Consider the following 16,711-nt stretch of genomic DNA (forward strand, 5'->3'; position numbering starts at 1 on the left):
GACAGTGAGAATTACCGAGTACGTGCGCTTCGACGCGGTCGGGCTCGCGGAGCTGGTGGCCAAGGGCGAGGTGACCCCCGCCGAACTGGAAGCGGTGGCGCGCGAGGCCGCGCGGGCGGTCAATCCGCGGATCAACGCCATCGTGGAGACATGGCCGGCCGACGACGAGCCCGACCCCGGCAGCACACCCCTGGCCGGGGTCCCTTTCCTGATCAAGGACATCGGAGTCGCCATGGCCGGGCGGCGGATGGAGCTGGGCAGCCGTCTCGCGGCCGGCCATGTCGCCGGCGCCGACTCCTTCCTGATGCGGCGCTTCCGCCGTGCCGGGCTCGTGACGTTCGGACGTACCGCGACACCGGAGATGGCCTTCAGCAACACGACGGAACCGGTGCTGTACGGCGCGACCCGCAACCCGTGGGATCCGGAGCGGAGCGCGGGCGGATCCAGCGGGGGCGCGGGCGCGGCCGTCGCCGCCGGGGTGGTCCCGGTCGCACACGCCACCGACGCCGCCGGCTCGATCCGCGTCCCCGCCGCCTGCAACGGCCTCTTCGGGCTGAAGCCGACCCGTGGCCGGGTCTCCATGGGCCCCCAGTCCGACGAGGTCTTCAACGGTCTGGCCGTGCACGGCAGCGTCAGCCGTACCGTCCGCGACAGTGCGGCACTGCTCGACCGGATCCGCGGCCCGGAGCCGGGTGACCCCTACTTCGCCCCGGAGCCGTCGCGGCCGTACGCGGAGGAGGTCACCCGCCCCCCGGGCTCGCTGCGGATCGGTGTCCTCACCCACGCGTGGGGCGGACGCCGTACCACCGCACCGGTGGCCGACGCGCTCTCCCGCACGGTGCGGCTGCTCGAATCTCTCGGCCATCGGGTGGCGGAGGCCGAGGTCGGCCTCGGGGCCGACTGGGAGGAGTTCGTCCTGGCCAGTGCCCGTCAGTGGACGGCGAATCTCACGGCCTCGGTCGACGAGCTGGCCGCCGCCTTCGGCAGGCCCGTCGACTCCTCGACCCTTGAGCCGCCCGTCCTCGCCTCCTACCACTACGGGCAGCGGGTCAGTGGCGCGCAGTTCGTCACGGCTCTGGAGATCCGGAACCGGGTCGCCCGGAGCCTGGCCCGGTACTTCGACGCCTACGACCTGCTGCTCACCCCGACCGTGCCGGAGCTTCCCGTACTCCTGGGCACCCACGCCGAGGGCGCGGAGGAGCTGGACGGCCTCGGCTGGCTGCGCCGCCTCTTCGACCTCTCGCCGTTCACCGCGGCGTTCAATGTGGCGGGCACGCCCGCCATGTCCGTACCCGTGACGGCCGACGCCGGTACGGGGCTCCCGGTCGGTATGCAGTTCGCCGCCGGCTACGGGCTCGAAGGCCTTCTCTTCCGCCTCGCCGGACAACTCGAACAGGCGAGCCCGTGGTCCGGCCGAACTCCCCAGGTGTGGGCGGGGAACCACCCGGCCCGCTGAGGAACGGGCGCGGACTCAGGGGCAGATGGTGATGTGCTGCCGTACCAACGGGGGGAGGGCTGGGCTCACGGCAAGCAATATTGACCGATCGTTCCAGACGCGTCTATGGTCGTCGACGTGGCCAGGACCAAGGAATTCGATCCGGACGCCGCGCTGCAGGCGGCTCTTGAGCTGTTCTGGCGGCGCGGCTACGAGGCGACGTCGATGGCGGACCTCGTCGAGCACCTCGGCATCGGCCGCGCCAGCATCTACGCGACCTTCGGCAGCAAGCACGAGCTGTATCTGAAGGCCATGGACCGGTACACCGAGACGCGCGATCCGTTCCTCCTCGCCGAGCTGTCCCAGCCGGGCCCCGCACTGCCCGCGGTACGGGAGGTGGTGCGGCGCTTCGCCGCGGAGGCGGCCTCCCCGGAGGGCCGGCTGACGGGCTGCTTCGTCACCAACGCCGCGGCTGAACTGGCCCCGCACGACCCCGTGGTGGCCCGCCGGGTCGAGATCAGCTGGGAGCATGTCGAGACCCCGCTGCACTCCGCGCTCGTACGGGCCCAGGCCCAGGGCGAGCTGCCCGAGGGCCGCGATCCGCGCGCCCTCGCCCGCATGCTGTTCGTCCTGCTCCAGGGTGTGCGGATCGTCGGCAAGGCGTCGGACGACCCCGCGCGGGTGCGGGGCGCGGCCGAGCAGGCGCTGGCCCTGCTGGACTGAATCACTCTCACCGCGGCCACCGGGCCGCGGTGAGGCATGCCCGAATAATGGACCGATCAGTCAAAAAAAGGGGGGACATGACCGCCACGGACACCGCCCTCGCCGCCACCATGCGGCGGCGAGGGGTCTTCGTCCTTCTCGGCAGCGTCCAGGCCACGCTGATCTTCACGCTTGCCGCGATCGCCGTACCGCTGCCTCTCATCGGGCGCGAATTCGCCCTGGGGCGGGCCGACTTGATCCTGCTCAACGCCGCCTACGGACTGACGTTCGCCGGGCTGCTGCTCTTCGGCGGACGCCTCGCCGACCGTTACGGCGGGCGGCGCGCCCTCACCGCGGGCCTGGTTCTCTTCGCCGCCGCCTCGGCCGCCGCCCCGTCGGCCCCCGGCATCGGGGCACTGCTCGCGGCACGCTTCGCGCAGGGCGCGGGCGCGGCCCTCATCGCGCCGGCCGCCATGGCCGTGCTGCGCGCCGTCCTCCCCGCACCCACCGCGTACGGCAGGGCGATGGCCACCTGGGGCGGGCTCTCGGTGCTCGGCGCGACCACGGGCAATCTGCTCTCCGGCGTCATCGCGGAGCTGCTTTCGTGGCGTTGGACCTTCGCCGTACCCCTCGCGGTGGCGGGCGCGGCACTCGCCCTCACGCCCCGGCTGCTGCCGGACACCGCGCCGAACCGGGGCAGGGCTCTCGACCTGCCGGGTGCTCTGCTCGCCACCGCCGGGACCACCCTCGCCAGTTACGGGCTGGTCGTCGTCACCGGCGCCCCGCTCCGGTCGTCGGCCGGTGTGCTCGTGCCGCTGCTGGGCGGGACCGCGCTGCTCGGGGCGTTCTGGTACGCCGAGCGCCGCGCCCGCGACCCGCTGCTGCCGCCGCGCTTCCTGCTCGACCGGCGACGGGGCCTCGCCCTCATGGCCATCGCGCTGAGCGCCTGCGGGACCGCGATGACCTTCGTGATCCTCTCGCTCCATCTCCAGCAGGCGCGCGACTGGTCGCCCATGCGGACCTCGGCCGCCTTCGTACCGTTCGCCGTCGCGCTGATCGCCTCGGGCCGGGCGGCAGGACCGCTCATCGGCCGGTACGGGGCCGGCACCGTCACGGCCGCCGGACTCGGCACCGGCGCGGCCGGGCTCGCCTTGCTCGCACTCACCGGGCTCGACGCGGACACCGCGTACGCGTACGGACTGCTGCCGGGCCTTGTCCTGCTGCCGGCCGGCGCCGCGGCCTCTTTCGCGGGGGCCGCCGTGCTCGCCACCGACGGTGTGCCGCCGGCGCGGACCGGGCTCGCGGCCGGGGTGCTGAACACCGCGATGGAGTTCGGCCCGACCGTCCTGCTGGCCGTTCTGCTCACGCTCGGCAGCGACGCCTGGTCCCTGGCCGTGACGGCGGCGGCCCTCGCCGCCGTCGCCCTCCTGAACCACCGTGCCGAGCGACCCGTCCGCGCCGAGCGATCCGTCCGCGTCAAGTAATCCGTCTCTCAGGGGAGTTACCGAAATGAACCGCTTTACCGGCAAGACCGTCCTCGTCACCGGCGCGGGCTCCGGACTCGGCCGCGCGATCGCGCTCGCCTTCGCCGCCGAGGGCGCCTCCGTGGTCGCCGCGGGACGCACCGCGGCCTCCCTGGACGAGACGGTCGCCCTCATCGAGGCCGCCCACGGTACGGCCGCCGCCGTCACCACCGACGTCACCGACTCCGGCCGGCTCCAGGACCTCGTGCGTGAGACCGTCACCCGCTTCGGCGGACTGGACATCGCGGTCAACAACGCCGGGATACTCCGTGGCGCCGTACCCGTCGGCGAGGTGAGCGAGGCGGACTGGGAGGCGGTGCTGCGGACCAATGTCACCGGCGTCTGGCTGGCCATGAAGCACGAGATCGCGCACATGAAGGAGAACGGCGGGGGCGTCATCGTCAATATCTCCTCCAACCTGGGCGCACACCTGCGGATCCCGAACCTCGGCGCGTACCTCACCTCGAAGGCCGCGGTCGCCGCGCTGACCCGCGCCGCCGCTCTCGACCACATCCACCAGGGCATCCGCGTCAACGCGGTCAGCCCCGGTGCCTCCGCCGCTCCCATGTCGCTGCGGCCCGGCGAGACGGAAGCCGGCCGCGCCGAGCGGATGAAGGCGGAGAACCCGCTCGGCCGGGTCGCGGAGGCGGAGGAAGTAGCGGCCGCGGTGCTCTACCTCGCCTCGCCCGACGCCGGCGCGGTGGTCGGCACCGACCTGGTCATCGACAGTGGGTCGGCGGCCTGACGGTCCGCACGAGCGAGCGCGCCAGGCCCGAGGGCGGCGCCCCCCCGTGGGGCGCCGCCCTCTTGTGTCCGACGGGCCGCGGCTCAACCGCAGTTGACCCAGGTGTTGGACTTCATGTAGTGGGACACGGTGTCGGACGTCTTGTAGCCCTTCGGGATGATTCCGCTGGACCCGCCGTGGTTCGTCGCCGAGAACCACTTGAAGTCACAGGAAGCGCCGCGGTTGTACCAGGACTTGAAGGACTGGAAGACCGGGTACTGGGTCAGGTTCGTGTTGGTCCCCGCGACCTGCTGCCGGTGGCCGGTGTAGTTCTGCCCGGACCAGACGCAGAAGTAGCCGGACGGGCAGTCGGCGGCCGCCTGCGGAGCGGTCTGTGCCGCACCGGCGACACCCGCGCTTCCGGTCAGCAGTCCACCGGTCAGTGCGATGCCGCCGGCCACGGCCGCGAACTTCTTGGTCATGCGCATGCTGTTGTCCCCTCCGGGATGTGGGTGGGCCGACCGCACCGGCCGGCTCGCCAATGACACTGCGGGCCGGGGGGCGGGGGCCGCCACAGGCGCCGCCGAAATGACGCTTTTGCGGGACGTCCCACGCGCTGACCTGATGAGACGCCGTCCCGTATGACCGGCCCGGGGGACGGTGGGAAGCGACGCGACCGGGGGTGCGCCAGGGCGAGTTGGCGTCACACCGAGCGCCCCCCGGTCGGAGGCGCTCTTCCCACCCGTCGGGAGGAAGAGCGTCGCGCCGCCGTTCGCCGCCGCCCCCGAGCGGCTCAGTCGTCGAGGATCGTCACATCGAGACCGCCGAGCCACGCCGGGTCCGTGAGCAGGTCGATTCCGGTGATCCGCCCGCCCGTGATCGTGAAGCCGAACACGACGCGCAGGTGTCCGTCCCGCACCGATACGGCTCCGGCCGTTCCGTTCACGAGTGCCGGCCGCAGGGCCTTGGCGCGCCCCAGGATGGTGCGGGCCACGGCCGCCGCGCCCCGCATCTCGCCCGCCGCGCCGGCCTTCATGGCCGCCCGGTCGGCCCGGATCACGACATCCGGGTCGAGCAGCACGAGGAGCGCGTCGAAGTCGCCGTCGCGCGTGGCGGCGAGGAAGGCGGCGACGATCTCCCGGCGGCGGGCGGGATCGACGTCGGTGGCGGTGGACGCGCCCCGCACCCGCAGTCTGGCCCGGACGGCGAGCTGCCGCGCCGCCGCCGGGGTGCGGTCCACGATGGGGGCGACCTCGGTGAAGGGCACGGCGAACAGGTCGTGCAGGACGAACACCAGCCGCTCCGCGGGCGTCAGCGTGTCCAGCACCACCAGCAGCGCGCTGCTCACCGCATCGGCGAGCAGCGCTTCGTGCTCGGGACCGAGCGCGTCCGGGCGGCTGTCCGCCGGCCCGGGTACGTACGTGTCCAGCGGCTCTTCGCGCCGCGACGCGCGCGAGCGCAGGATGTCCAGACAGATCCGGCCGATGACCGTCGTCAGCCATCCGCCGAGATTCTCGACCCCGGCCGCGCCCGAGCGGCTGAGCCGTAGCCAGGTCTCCTGAACGGCGTCGTCCGCCTCGCTCAGCGAGCCGAGGATCCGGAACGCCACCGCTCTGAGGTGGTTCCGGTTCTCCTCGAACCGCGCCGTCAGCAATTCGTTCTCGTCGTCCATGGTCACATTCCTCCGTCGGCATCCGTCAGCACGGTGACGGATGGGATCCCGGCGGACGTGACATGGACGTGGCCCCAGTCGTGCCACGAGACGTGGCCCGAGTCGTGCCCTGAGACGTGGCCCCAGTCGTGCCACGAGACGTGGCCCGAGTCGTGGCCTATTCGCGCCCGGCGCGCCGGGCGGGGAAACCGTGCGCACGAGCACCGGTCACCACGATCAGCACCGGCAGCAGGAGTGCCAGGACGCTCCAGGGGAGGGAGCCGGAGCCGAGCAGACCGAGGAGTATTCCGCCGACGACCCCGCCACCGGCCATGGCCGCGTTCCACAAGGTGACGAGTACGGCCTGCGCGGCGTCCTCCGCTTCGCCGCCCGCGTCGCCCACGGCGGTCTGGAGGAGTGTGGGTGCGCCTCCCCACCCGAGCCCCCACAGCGTCACCGCGGCGTAGACGAGAACGGGACTGCCCGACGCCACCGCCAGGAGAGCGGAGGCGGCGGCGACCAGGACGACGCCCGCGAGGGTGAGGGCGCGCAGCCGGCGGTTGATGTGGATGCCCACGATCCAGATGCTCACCATGGAGGCGGCGCCGAAGACCAGCAGTACGAGGCCGGTGGAGCCGCCCATGCCGAGCCGGTCCAGGAACGCGGCGATATAGGTGTAGAGGATGGTGTGGGCCAGGACGAACACCAACGTGACGAACAGGACCGGTGCCACGCCGGGGATCGTGAGCGTGCGCGGAGTCGTCGCCGTCCGGCCGTCCCGCCGCTGCCCCGGATAGTCCGGCACCGTCGCGACGATCCATCCGATGACGGCGAGCGTCACCGCGGTGATCAGGGAGAAGGTCACCCGCCAGCCCAGCGCCTCGCCGAGGAACGTCCCCGCGGGCACACCCAGCGCCAGCGCGACCGGGATCCCGGTCATCGCGATCGCGATCGCCCTGCCCTGGAGAGCGACGGGCGCCATACGGCGGGCGTACCCGGCCAGCAGCGCCCAGGCCAGGCCCGCGGCCACCCCGGCGACGAACCGGGCCGCCATGGTGAGGGGGAAGTTCCCGGAGACCGCCGTGACCGTATGGGCGAGGGCGAATCCGGCCATGGCCGTCAGCAGGAGCCGCTTGCGCCGCCACCCCGCCGTGGCGGCGGACAGCGGGATCGCCGTGAGGGCGGTCCCGATCGCGTAGATCGTCACCGACTGCCCCATCGTGGACTCGCCGACATCGAGGTCCCTGCTCATGGCGGGCAGCACACCCGCGGGCAGGGTCTCGGTCAGGCTGGTGATGAAGGCGGCGGTGGCGAGGGCCAGCAGCGGGGCGAGGGGGAGTCCCCGGTCCTCGGCCCCGTGTGCTCCCGCTCCGGCCCCGGCTCCTGCGGCCCTTGCGCGGGCGTCAGTTGACTGTTCGGTGGACTGCTCGGTGTGGTTTCGCATGCCGCGTATGCTCGAACCATCACATTGATGTGAAGGTCAAGCGGCCAGGCCGGGCGACGGCGCGAAGGGCGGTCATATGCGCATCGGAGAGCTGTCGGAACGCACCGGCACATCCCGGCGGTTGCTGCGCTACTACGAGGAGCAGGGCCTGATCGTCGCCGAGCGCTGCGCGAACGGCTACCGCGCGTACGACGAGTACAACGTCGACCGGGTCGTACAGATCAGGGGGCTGCTCGACGCCGGACTGCCGACCCGGATCATCAAGCAGATCCTTCCGTGCCTGGACAAGCCCCGCGTCATCTACTTCTCCGACGCGACGCCGGAGATGCTCGCCACGCTGGAGCGCGAACGGGACCGGATGACCGAACGCATCAGATGCCTCGTCCGCAACAGGGACGCCATCGCCGACTACCTCGACACGGTACGGGGCGACGACAACCGCCCGGAGGCCGCCGCCCGCGAGGCGTCCCTGACCTCATGAGGCCCGTGGCTCCCGGAGGCCCTTCGGCCCCGGGCTACCGCGCGTCGTCCCGCCAGGCGCTCGCGGGGTAGTCGACGTACCCCTCGGCCCCGGCGGTGTAGTACGTACCGGGGTCACCGGCCGCCAGTTCGCGGCCCAGCGCGAACCGCGTGACGAGGTCCGGGTTGGCGATGAAGTGCGCGCCGAAGGAGACGGCGTCGGCGATTCCCGCCTCGATCACGGCGTTCCCCGACTCGCGGCCGAATCCGAGGTTCGCGATCAGGGGACCGCTGAACAGCCGCCGGTAGCGCGCGAACGCGTCGAAGTCGGGGCCGTCACCCGGCGCGGCGGGGGCCGGTCCGCGCAGATGCAGATACGCCACCGGGCGGGCGCTCAGCTCCGCCACGAGTGCGTCGTAGTCGGCGAGCGTTGCCTCGTCGGCGGTGAAGTGGTCACCGGCGTCCCAGTGGGGCGACAGCCGCACCCCGACCCGCCGCTCGTCCCAGGGTGCGGCGACCGCGTCGATGATCTCGCACAGCAGACGCCGCCGGTCGGCGCGGTCGGCGCCGTACCCGTCGGAGCGGCGGTTCAGCCGCGGGTTGAGGAACTGCGGTATCAGGAACGGACCGATGGCATGGACCTCCACCCCGTCGAACCCGGCGCGCCGGGCGTTCGCCGCGGCGGCGCCGTACTCCGCGATCGTGGTCCCGATGCCGGCGGTGGTCATCTCCCGGGGGGTGACGGTGGCCTTGAAGCCGCTCGGGGTGTACGACCGCTCGTGCGGATTGACCGCCGAGGGTCCGGCCGGCAGGTCTCCCCCGAGGTGATCGGGGTGCGAGGCGGCGCCGGTGTGCCAGAGCTGGAGGACGATACGGCCGCCGAGGGCGTGTACGACATCGGTCACCCGGCGCCACGCGGCGACCTGCTCCTCGCTGTAGACGCCGGGAACGCGGGCGAAGCCGATCGCGCGCTCGCTCACCCAGGTCCCCTCGGTGATGATCAGCCCGGCGGAGGCCCGCTGGCCGTAGTAGGCGGCGTGCATCTCGGTCGGCAGCAGCTCCGGGCCGGCCGCGCGGGCGCGGGTGAGAGGGGCCATCACCACGCGGTTGGGGAGCCGGAGGTCCCCGAGGCGGGCGGGCCGCAGCAGCGGCTGGTCGAGAGCGGCAGCCGGTGTCGTACTGGTCGTGTGATCCGTCGTCGTGGTCATCGGTCACCTTTTCTTGTCTCTCCCCGTCAACAGGGGTGTGCTGAAGTTGACGGAGCGCGACGAGAAAAGGTGACCGATGGGCGGGCAACGAGACCAGGACCGGCTGGCGGAACGCTTCGAGACGCACCGCACCCGGCTGCGGGCGGTCGCCTACCGGATGCTCGGCTCGGTCGGCGAGGCGGACGACGCGGTCCAGGAATCGTGGCTGCGGCTCAGCCGCGTCGACGCCGACGGTGTCGGCAACCTGGCCGGCTGGCTGACGACGGTCGTCTCGCGCGTCTGCCTCGACATGCTGCGCTCCCGTACGGCACGACGTGAGGACCCGGTGGGGGAGCGGCTGCCGGACCGGATCGAGGCCGCCCGTGACGGCGGCGGCGGCGGTGCCGGTGCCGGGGGCGGGGGCGGGGGCGGGGGCGGTGCCGGGGGCGACCCAGAAGAGGAGGCGCTGCAGGCCGATTCGGTCGGCCGGGCGCTGCTCGTGGTGCTGGACACGCTGGGTCCGGTCGAGCGGATCGTCTTCGTACTGCACGACCTGTTCGCCGTTCCGTTCGACCGGATCGCGCCGATCGTGGAGCGCTCACCGGTCACCACGAAGAAGCTGGCCAGTCGCGCGCGCCACAAGGTACAGGGCACCCCCGCGGTGCCCGCGGCCGATCTCGGCCGGTACCGGCACGTCGTCGAAGCCTTCCTCGCCGCCTCGCGCGGCGGCGACCTGAACGCGCTTCTCGCGGTGCTGGCCCCGGACGTCGTACGCCGGGCCGACCCCGCCGCCCTGCCACCGGGCGTGGCGACGGAGGTCCGCGGGGCGCGCGTCGTGGCCGAGGAGACCAGGGTCCTGGGCCGCAGGGCACGGTTCGCGGAAGCGGCGCTCGTGAACGGAACGGTGGGAGTCGTCGTCGCCCCGCGCGGCCGGCTGCTCCTCGCCCTCACCTTCACGATCGAGGGCGAGAGGATCACCGGCTACGAGGTGATCGCCGCCCCGGCCCGCCTTCAGCGGCTCGAACTGGCCGTGCTCGACGTGGCCGCGCGTCCGGGGGCGGTGCGAGGCTGATGCCCTGACGGTGGCCGGGCGGTACGTCAGTCCGTCAGTCCGTCAGTCCGTCAGTCCGGGACTCCGCGAGTCGTCGAGTCCGTGAGTCAACGAGTCCGTGGGTCAACGAGTGTGTGGGTCAACGAGTGTCGAGAAGGGCGGTAGGGGCGGTATGCCTGAGGGCTGGGAGTGGGACGACACGCTGTTCTCGGGGTCGGCTCCCTACTACTGGCGCGGGCGGCTCCCGTACGCGCCCGGACTCGCGGAGCTGCTCGGCGAGGTCCTGGCGCTCGACGGCCGGGGGCGTCTGCTCGATGTGGGCTGCGGGCCCGGCACGCTCGCGCTGAGCTTCGCGGATCTGTTCGCCGAGGTGGTCGGCGTGGACCCGGACGGCGGGATGGTCGCCGAAGCCGCGCGGCGGGCCGGCACGGCGGGCGTGGCCCGTAAGGCGAGGTGGGTGCGGGCGCGGGCCGAGGAACTGCCCGCGGGGCTCGGGGCGTTCGCCGTCGCGACCTTCGGCCAGTCCTTCCACTGGATGGACCGTGATCTGGTGGCGGCGACGGTCAGGGACATGCTCCGGCCGGCCGGTGCCCTGGTGCATATCGCGGACCTGAAGACGGAGACGCGAGGCGTCGACGGTCTCCCGTATCCCGCCGTCCCCTACGCGGCCATCGACGAGCTGGTCGCGCGGTACCTGGGCCCGGTCCGGCGCGCCGGCCGCGGGGTACTGCGGTACGGGACGCCCGGCGACGAGGCCGCCGTGCTCCGCCGGGCGGGCTTCGCGGGACCTGAGCGGTATGTCGTGCCCGGAGGGCAGGCGCTGGAGCGCTCCAGCGGTGACGTCCTGGCGTGGGCGTTCTCGATGTCCTCTTCCGCGCCGCACCTTTTCGGCACGCGACGCGGCGAGTTCGAGGCGGATCTCGGACGGCTGCTGCGGGAGACCTCGCCGTCCGGCCGGTTCTCCGAACGTCAGCCGAGCACCGAGGTCTTCGTCTGGCGCGAGCCCTCCGCGCCGTAGCCCTCCGCGCCGTAGCCCTCCGTGCCGTAGCCCTCCGCCCGGTGGCCCCGCTCCCGTAGCCCTCCGTCCGGTGGCCCCGCGCTCACCGCGCGGGGCGCGGGGTGGTCGCGGTGCCGTTGATCACCATGCGGAAGGTCCAGGCGAGACGTTGCTCCGGGGCGCCGGAGGTGAGGTCGCCGCCGAGCGCGGCGATACGCGGATGCGTGCCGGGGGACGCGTCGCGCAACGCCGCGACGAGAGCGTGGTGTTCGGCCTCGGCCCCGGCGGTCCGGTCGCGGGTGGAGTGTTCCGCCGCGTTGGCGGTGGCTACCTGGAGCAGTACGTCGACGCCCCAGGCGGCCTGCGCGTCCGGTACCCCGCCCTCGTGCAGGAGGGCGAGCACGGCCTCGACCAGGGCCAGGTAGTTGGGGCCCGAGGGACGGGCGATCAGCGCGGAGTGGGCGAGGCTGGGGTGTGCGAACAGGACGTGCGTGTACGAGCCGAGCAGCCGCGCCAGCCGCTCGCGCCAGTCGCCCTCGCGCTTGTCGCCCTCGCCCTCGCCCTCGCGCTTGCTCCCGCTCTCGCTCCCGCCCTCGCCCGCGGCACCCTTGCCCGCGGCCGGGGACAGATCGACGGCACCGAGCAGCTCCTCCAGGATCGCCGCGTGCAGCTCGGCGGTGTTCGCCACGTACACGTACAGCGAGGCCGGGCCTGTGTCGAGTTCCTGGGCCAGCCGCCGCATGGTGACGCGCTGAAGGCCCTCGCTCTCCATCAGGCGGACCGCGGTGGCGACGATGCCCTCATAGGTGAGCGCGGGCTTGGCGGGCCGTTCGCGGCGGCTGCGGGGCGCCGGGGTTCTGGGAGTCACGAACCCACCTTAACGAACATGTTCGTACCGGTGGGGCGCGCTTCCGGGTTCGCAGGCGGGCGTGCCGGGCAGGCACGCTCGCCGCGTCAGCACCTTGTCAGTGTGCGGAGATCTGCTTGAGCGCCGCCCCCTGGTAGCGGGCCCCCGCGTTCCAGAGGATGAAGGAGTTCATCTTGTTGGCCTCCGCGGCCTTGATCTGTTCGGCGACCTGGGTCGGCCCGTAGTGGCTGCCCATCGAGAAGTCCTGGAGCCACGGGACGATCTCGGTCTGGGTGCCCTTCGCCAGGCGGGCGAAGTCGGCGAGCGAGCGCTGCACGATCGCGTACGGCGCGGTGTCGGGGTTGGAGACGCCGTACTCCCCGGGTCCCCAGTGGGACGGGTAGACCATCGGTGCGATGTAGTCGCTGACCTTGACCAGGGCGGCGATGTCCTGGGCGATCTCCTTGGGCCGGGTGGCGGCTATGCCGAAGACCGAGACGCCCAGGTACTTGGCGTGCGGGCGCATCGCGATCCGGGTGTCGCCGACGAACGAGGTGATGGCCTGCTCGGGCGTGGCGGACCCGATGCCCGGGAAGCGCATCTTCGACAGCGGGCCGTCGGGACGGCGCACGTAGTCGTAGAGGATGTCGTCGAAGCCGAGCTGAGCCGCCTCGACGGCGAGGTCCTGGTTGTACTTGCGGACCGTGGGGTCGGCGAAGTTGGTGAAGGCCAGCTTGCCGTAGTGGCCGCCGCCGGCGTACGCCTCTCCCTCGGGGGTCTGCACGACCTGGTCGCGCTTGCCGCCCTTCCAGGCCGCCGTGGCGAGCAGGGGGTCGCGGAAGGCGACGATACGGCCGATGACCTGGGCGCCTGCGGCGTGGATCTCGGCTATCGCCTTGCGGGCGTCGTAGTAGCCCTTGGCCGAGCCGATCTGACGGGCCAGCGGCACCTGGGAGGCGTACCCGACCTCGCCGTCCTCGTCCTTGACGTCCAGCTCGACGGCGTTGAGCTTGCCGCTGCGGACCAGCGCGAGGACGTTGGTGCGCAGGGTCTTGTCGGCCCAGCCGATGGCCGTGATGTGCGCGGCACGGATCATGGGGCGACGGCCCCGGGTCGACACGGCCTTGGCGGTGAGGTTTCCCGCGCGGTCCACGGCGGTGATGTTCACGACGGGCGTGCCCTTGGGCACCGTGATCTTGAAGGCCCCCTCCTTGTCGACGGGAATCTCCTTGCCGTCGACGCTGACCTTGGCGTCGGTGGAGGCTTTGCCGGTGACGGTCACGGGGTCGGCGACGTTCTTGATCACGGGGTCGGCCACGTTCAGATCGGGAGCGTGGGTGTCCACGGTGAAGCCCACGACCTCCCGGTACGAGGCGAAGGGGAGACTGCTGTCGCCCTCCACCACCAGGACGTGCTTTCCCTCGGTCAGCCGCGGGATGGCGAGCTTCAGCCGGGTTCCCTCGGCCTTGATGGGGACCACCGCGCCGTCCAGGGTGGCGCGCACCTTGTCCTTGCCACCGGCCGCTTCGGCATCGATGTAGGCGCTGACCTGCGCGGCCTTGCGCCCGTCGAGGACCGCGCCGTCGGTGAGACCGTGCACTCCCGGGCCCGGCGCGAGGAAGGTCCAGGCTCCGACGCCCGCTCCCGTCAGTGCGAGCGCAACGGCTGTCGCAATGAGGGCGCGACGGCGGCCCGGACGAGGGGGACGGTAGGGGGAGGAGGAGGCATACGATATGTGCTTCGTGGTCATCAGGATGTCCTTCGTGCAGTGGGCCGGGGTGGTTCCTCCATTGATTGCCACACCGGCGTGTCGCACCTCCTGTTCTGACCGGATGTCACACGAACGGCCGCTTTCGGCCCCGGCGTGGTGACTGCGCCATCCAGGCGACGATGCGATACAGGGGCTCTCCCGGCCGGTAGGGATGGCGCGACACTTTCGCCTTGGAGGACCCTCATGCGCCACCCTCTCGCCCCGCTCTGCGCCCTGGCGGGCGCCGCCCTGCTCGCCTCGGGCTGTTCCCCAGGGTCGTCACCGGCCGCCGGGGAACAGCGGGGGGCCTCGGCCGCGGCGGCCAGCGCCGTCGCCCTCAAGGCCCCGGCGGAGGTCGGCGCCGATGAACTCGGCCAGGTGCCGGTGCTGATGTACCACCAGCTCACCGCGAAACCGGCCAGCGTCTACGACCGCACCCCGGCCGACTTCCGGGCCGAACTGGAGCGCCTCGCCCGGGAGAAGTACGTACCGGTCACCGCCCGGGACTTCCAGACGGGCCATATCGACATCCCGGCCGGCACGCACCCCGTGGTCCTCACGTTCGACGACTCGACCAACAGCCAGGTGAACCTCGACGCGAGCGGCAACCCGGCGAAGGACTCGGCCATCGCCATCCTGGCGGAGACGGCGAAGAAGCACCCCGGGTTCAAGCCGGTGGCGACCTTCTTCGTCAACGCGGACGCCTTCTCGGCCACCGGTTCCGCCAAGGCGCTGAAATGGCTGAAGGAGCACGGGCACGAGATCGGCAACCACACCGACCGCCACCCGAACCTGGGCTCCCTGGACCAGGCGGGCGCCGCGAAGGCCATCGTCGGCGGACAGCAGGCGATCGTGAAGGCCGCGCCCGGGACCAAGGTCACCTCCCTCGCCCTGCCCTTCGGGTCCATGCCCAAGCCGCCCGAGGTCGCCGCGCGGGGTACGGGCTACCGCAACGACGGGGTGTATCTCGTGGGCGCCAACCCCTCGGTCTCGCCGTTCGCCAAGACCTTCACACCCGGCGCGATCCCGCGGATCCGCTCGGCGGGCCCGAAGGACGCGGACGCCGAGTTCGGTTCGTCGCGGTGGCTGGACAAGCTCGCCGACGGCAAGAACTGGTACGTGTCGGACGGCGACCCGAACACGGTCTCCTTCCCGCGCGCCTCGCAGGACAACGTGGCCCCGGCCTTCGCGAAGCGGGCCCGGCCGTACTAGAACCTGCCCGGACGGACGTCAGTCCAGGCAGAACTCGTTGCCCTCGGGATCCGTCAGCACGAGGAATCCGGCGTTCAGCGGGGGAGCGGGCTCGTGGCGGCGTACCCGCGTCGCTCCCAGCGCGACGAGCCGGTCGCACTCGGCCTCCAGCGCCGCCATCCGCTCCTCTCCCCGCAGTCCGGGAGCCGCGCGCACATCGAGGTGGACGCGGTTCTTGGTGACCTTGTCCTCCGGCACCTGCTGGAAGAACAGCCGTGGGCCGTGCCCGTCGGGGTCCTCCACGGCGGACCGTGAGTTGCGCTCCTCCTCCGGTACGCCGGCCCGCTCAAGGAAGTCGTCCCACGCGGCCAGCGGGTCGGCGTCCTCGGGCAGGTCGACTCCGGGCGGGCCGGGATGGACGTAGCCCAGGGCGTCGCGCCAGAAGGACGACAGCGCACGCGGGTCGTGGGCGTCGAAGGTGATCTGGATTTGACGGCTCATCGAGTCGCTCCGTTCGTAGCGGATGTCGTGTGCGTGCGGTGGTCGCGCGGCAGGCGGACCTCGGACAGGTGCGCGCGCGGTGTCCGGTTCCCGTCGAGTTCGTCCGGGTCCATGGGGCCACCCTGGCACCGAGAGCGGACAGGATCGGTCCGCTATCTCTGGCAGGGTTCGCGCCATGGGCGCGGCGAGCGGTGACGGACGGGGCACGACGGAGCGGGTGCTGACCCTGCTCGGGCTGCTTCAGCAGCGTCAGCTCTGGACCGGCCCCGAGCTGGCCGGCCGGCTCGGGGTCACCCCGCGCACGGTACGGCGTGATGTCGAGCGGCTGCGCGCGCTCGGCTATCCGGTGCGGGCCGGCCAGGGCGTCGGCGGCGGCTACCAGCTCGGTCCCGGGCAGGACCTGCCGCCGCTGCTCCTCGACGACGAGGAGGCGATCGCCACCGCGGTCTCGCTGCTCGTCGGCGCGGGTGGCGCGGGTGGCGCGGGTGGCGCGGTCGTGGGCGCCGGCGACGCGGCGCTCCGGGCGCTGACCAAGCTCGACCGGGTGCTGCCCATCCGGCTGCGGCACGAGGTGCGCGCGCTCTCCGGCTCGGTGGAGTTCTTCGGCGGAGGCCGCGCGCCGGTCGACCCCGAGGTGCTCATGACACTGGCCAGAGCCTGCCGCGACGAGGTCGAGGCCGGTTTCGGCTACCCGTCGGGGGACGAGGTACGACGGCGGCGGGTCGAGCCCCACCGCCTGGTCGCCTCCGACCGGCGCTGGTACCTCCTCGCCTACGACCTCGATCGCGACGACTGGCGCAGCTTCCGTGTCGACCGGATGACCGAGGTGTCCGCACGGACCTGGCGCTTCCGCCCGCGCGAGGCACCCGACGCGGCGGCGTACGTACAGGAGGGCGTGGCGAGCCGGGTCTACCGGCACCAGGCGCGCTTCCTCGTGCACGCGCCGGCCGACACGGTGCGCGCGCGGATTCCGGCGTCGGCGGCCGTCGTGCGAGGGCGGGGGAGTGAGCGGTGCGAGGTGCTCAGCGGCGCCGGAGACCTCGACTACGTACTCACGCGGGTGCTCCTGCTGGGGCACGACTTCGAGGTGCTCGATCCGCCGGAGCTCGGTGACCGCTGCCGCGCGCTGGCGGAGAGGCTGCTGTCCGCCGGTGCGACGACGTCGCCGGTGCCGGACACGGGGGAGTCATGAGCCGCGACTGACGCGTCCCACTGGAGGGGAGGCCGCCCGGCGGGGCACCACTCCGTG

At 72.5% G+C, this 16,711-nt stretch carries 16 protein-coding genes; 9 read left to right on the forward strand and 7 right to left on the reverse strand.

Features of this window, described 5'->3' with window-relative positions; genetic code table 11:
• The first annotated feature begins 4 nt into the window (after positions 1-4).
• From ACZ7LS_RS24835 to ACZ7LS_RS24850, 4 genes are all read left to right on the forward strand, one after another.
• Positions 5-1,456, forward strand: coding sequence for an amidase (locus ACZ7LS_RS24835; RefSeq protein WP_385135284.1), 1,452 nt, complete (start codon positions 5-7; stop codon positions 1,454-1,456).
• A 117-nt stretch (positions 1,457-1,573) separates the two neighbouring features.
• Positions 1,574-2,158, forward strand: coding sequence for a TetR/AcrR family transcriptional regulator (locus tag ACZ7LS_RS24840; protein ID WP_385135285.1), 585 nt, complete (start codon positions 1,574-1,576; stop codon positions 2,156-2,158).
• A gap of 77 nt (positions 2,159-2,235) precedes the next feature.
• Entirely contained in the window at positions 2,236-3,621 is a 1,386-nt protein-coding gene (locus ACZ7LS_RS24845) for an MFS transporter (protein WP_385135286.1), read from the forward strand.
• Between the two features lie 25 nt (positions 3,622-3,646).
• Positions 3,647-4,405 carry an SDR family NAD(P)-dependent oxidoreductase gene (locus tag ACZ7LS_RS24850; RefSeq protein WP_382523903.1) on the forward strand — a complete coding sequence of 253 codons (759 nt, stop codon included), beginning with the start codon at positions 3,647-3,649 and terminating at the stop codon, positions 4,403-4,405.
• 83 nt (positions 4,406-4,488) lie between these two features.
• Here the strand turns inward: ACZ7LS_RS24850 and ACZ7LS_RS24855 are convergent, their stop codons facing one another.
• From ACZ7LS_RS24855 to ACZ7LS_RS24865, 3 genes are all read right to left on the reverse strand, one after another.
• Entirely contained in the window at positions 4,489-4,872 is a 384-nt protein-coding gene (locus tag ACZ7LS_RS24855) for a peptidase inhibitor family I36 protein (RefSeq protein WP_382523906.1), read from the reverse strand.
• 305 nt (positions 4,873-5,177) lie between these two features.
• Positions 5,178-6,056 carry a sigma-70 family RNA polymerase sigma factor gene (locus tag ACZ7LS_RS24860; RefSeq protein WP_385135288.1) on the reverse strand — a complete coding sequence of 293 codons (879 nt, stop codon included), beginning with the start codon at positions 6,054-6,056 and terminating at the stop codon, positions 5,178-5,180.
• Between the two features lie 157 nt (positions 6,057-6,213).
• A complete protein-coding gene (locus tag ACZ7LS_RS24865; RefSeq protein WP_385135290.1) occupies positions 6,214-7,479 on the reverse strand; it encodes an MFS transporter in 1,266 nt (421 codons plus the stop codon).
• A gap of 76 nt (positions 7,480-7,555) precedes the next feature.
• Here ACZ7LS_RS24865 and ACZ7LS_RS24870 point away from each other — a divergent pair, with 76 nt between their 5' ends.
• Positions 7,556-7,960 carry a MerR family transcriptional regulator gene (locus tag ACZ7LS_RS24870; RefSeq protein ID WP_382523914.1) on the forward strand — a complete coding sequence of 135 codons (405 nt, stop codon included), beginning with the start codon at positions 7,556-7,558 and terminating at the stop codon, positions 7,958-7,960.
• Positions 7,961-7,994: 34 nt separating this feature from the next.
• On the opposite strand, the gene ACZ7LS_RS24875 is transcribed toward ACZ7LS_RS24870, so the two are convergent.
• Entirely contained in the window at positions 7,995-9,146 is a 1,152-nt protein-coding gene (locus ACZ7LS_RS24875; RefSeq protein WP_382667047.1) for an alkene reductase, read from the reverse strand.
• A 76-nt stretch (positions 9,147-9,222) separates the two neighbouring features.
• Here ACZ7LS_RS24875 and ACZ7LS_RS24880 point away from each other — a divergent pair, with 76 nt between their 5' ends.
• The gene (locus ACZ7LS_RS24880) at positions 9,223-10,197 is read left to right on the forward strand and encodes a sigma-70 family RNA polymerase sigma factor (RefSeq protein WP_385135291.1); all 975 of its coding nucleotides are present in this window, start codon (positions 9,223-9,225) and stop codon (positions 10,195-10,197) included.
• 151 nt (positions 10,198-10,348) lie between these two features.
• Positions 10,349-11,194 carry a class I SAM-dependent methyltransferase gene (locus ACZ7LS_RS24885; protein WP_382872754.1) on the forward strand — a complete coding sequence of 282 codons (846 nt, stop codon included), beginning with the start codon at positions 10,349-10,351 and terminating at the stop codon, positions 11,192-11,194.
• Between the two features lie 82 nt (positions 11,195-11,276).
• On the opposite strand, the gene ACZ7LS_RS24890 is transcribed toward ACZ7LS_RS24885, so the two are convergent.
• Entirely contained in the window at positions 11,277-12,041 is a 765-nt protein-coding gene (locus tag ACZ7LS_RS24890; RefSeq protein WP_385135293.1) for a TetR/AcrR family transcriptional regulator, read from the reverse strand.
• Positions 12,042-12,138: 97 nt separating this feature from the next.
• Positions 12,139-13,620 (reverse strand): putative glycoside hydrolase, encoded by a 1,482-nt coding sequence (locus ACZ7LS_RS24895; RefSeq protein WP_382969993.1) that lies wholly within the window; start codon positions 13,618-13,620, stop codon positions 12,139-12,141.
• Positions 13,621-13,974: 354 nt separating this feature from the next.
• Between ACZ7LS_RS24895 and ACZ7LS_RS24900 the strand changes: the two genes are divergently transcribed.
• Positions 13,975-14,982, forward strand: coding sequence for a polysaccharide deacetylase family protein (locus tag ACZ7LS_RS24900; protein ID WP_382523932.1), 1,008 nt, complete (start codon positions 13,975-13,977; stop codon positions 14,980-14,982).
• Between the two features lie 18 nt (positions 14,983-15,000).
• Here the strand turns inward: ACZ7LS_RS24900 and ACZ7LS_RS24905 are convergent, their stop codons facing one another.
• The gene (locus tag ACZ7LS_RS24905; RefSeq protein WP_382523935.1) at positions 15,001-15,462 is read right to left on the reverse strand and encodes a VOC family protein; all 462 of its coding nucleotides are present in this window, start codon (positions 15,460-15,462) and stop codon (positions 15,001-15,003) included.
• A gap of 175 nt (positions 15,463-15,637) precedes the next feature.
• On the opposite strand from ACZ7LS_RS24905, the gene ACZ7LS_RS24910 reads away from it, so the two are divergent.
• The gene (locus ACZ7LS_RS24910; protein WP_385135295.1) at positions 15,638-16,654 is read left to right on the forward strand and encodes a helix-turn-helix transcriptional regulator; all 1,017 of its coding nucleotides are present in this window, start codon (positions 15,638-15,640) and stop codon (positions 16,652-16,654) included.
• Positions 16,655-16,711: the final 57 nt, after the last annotated feature.

Source organism: Streptomyces sp. NPDC039430, from assembly GCF_055639435.1.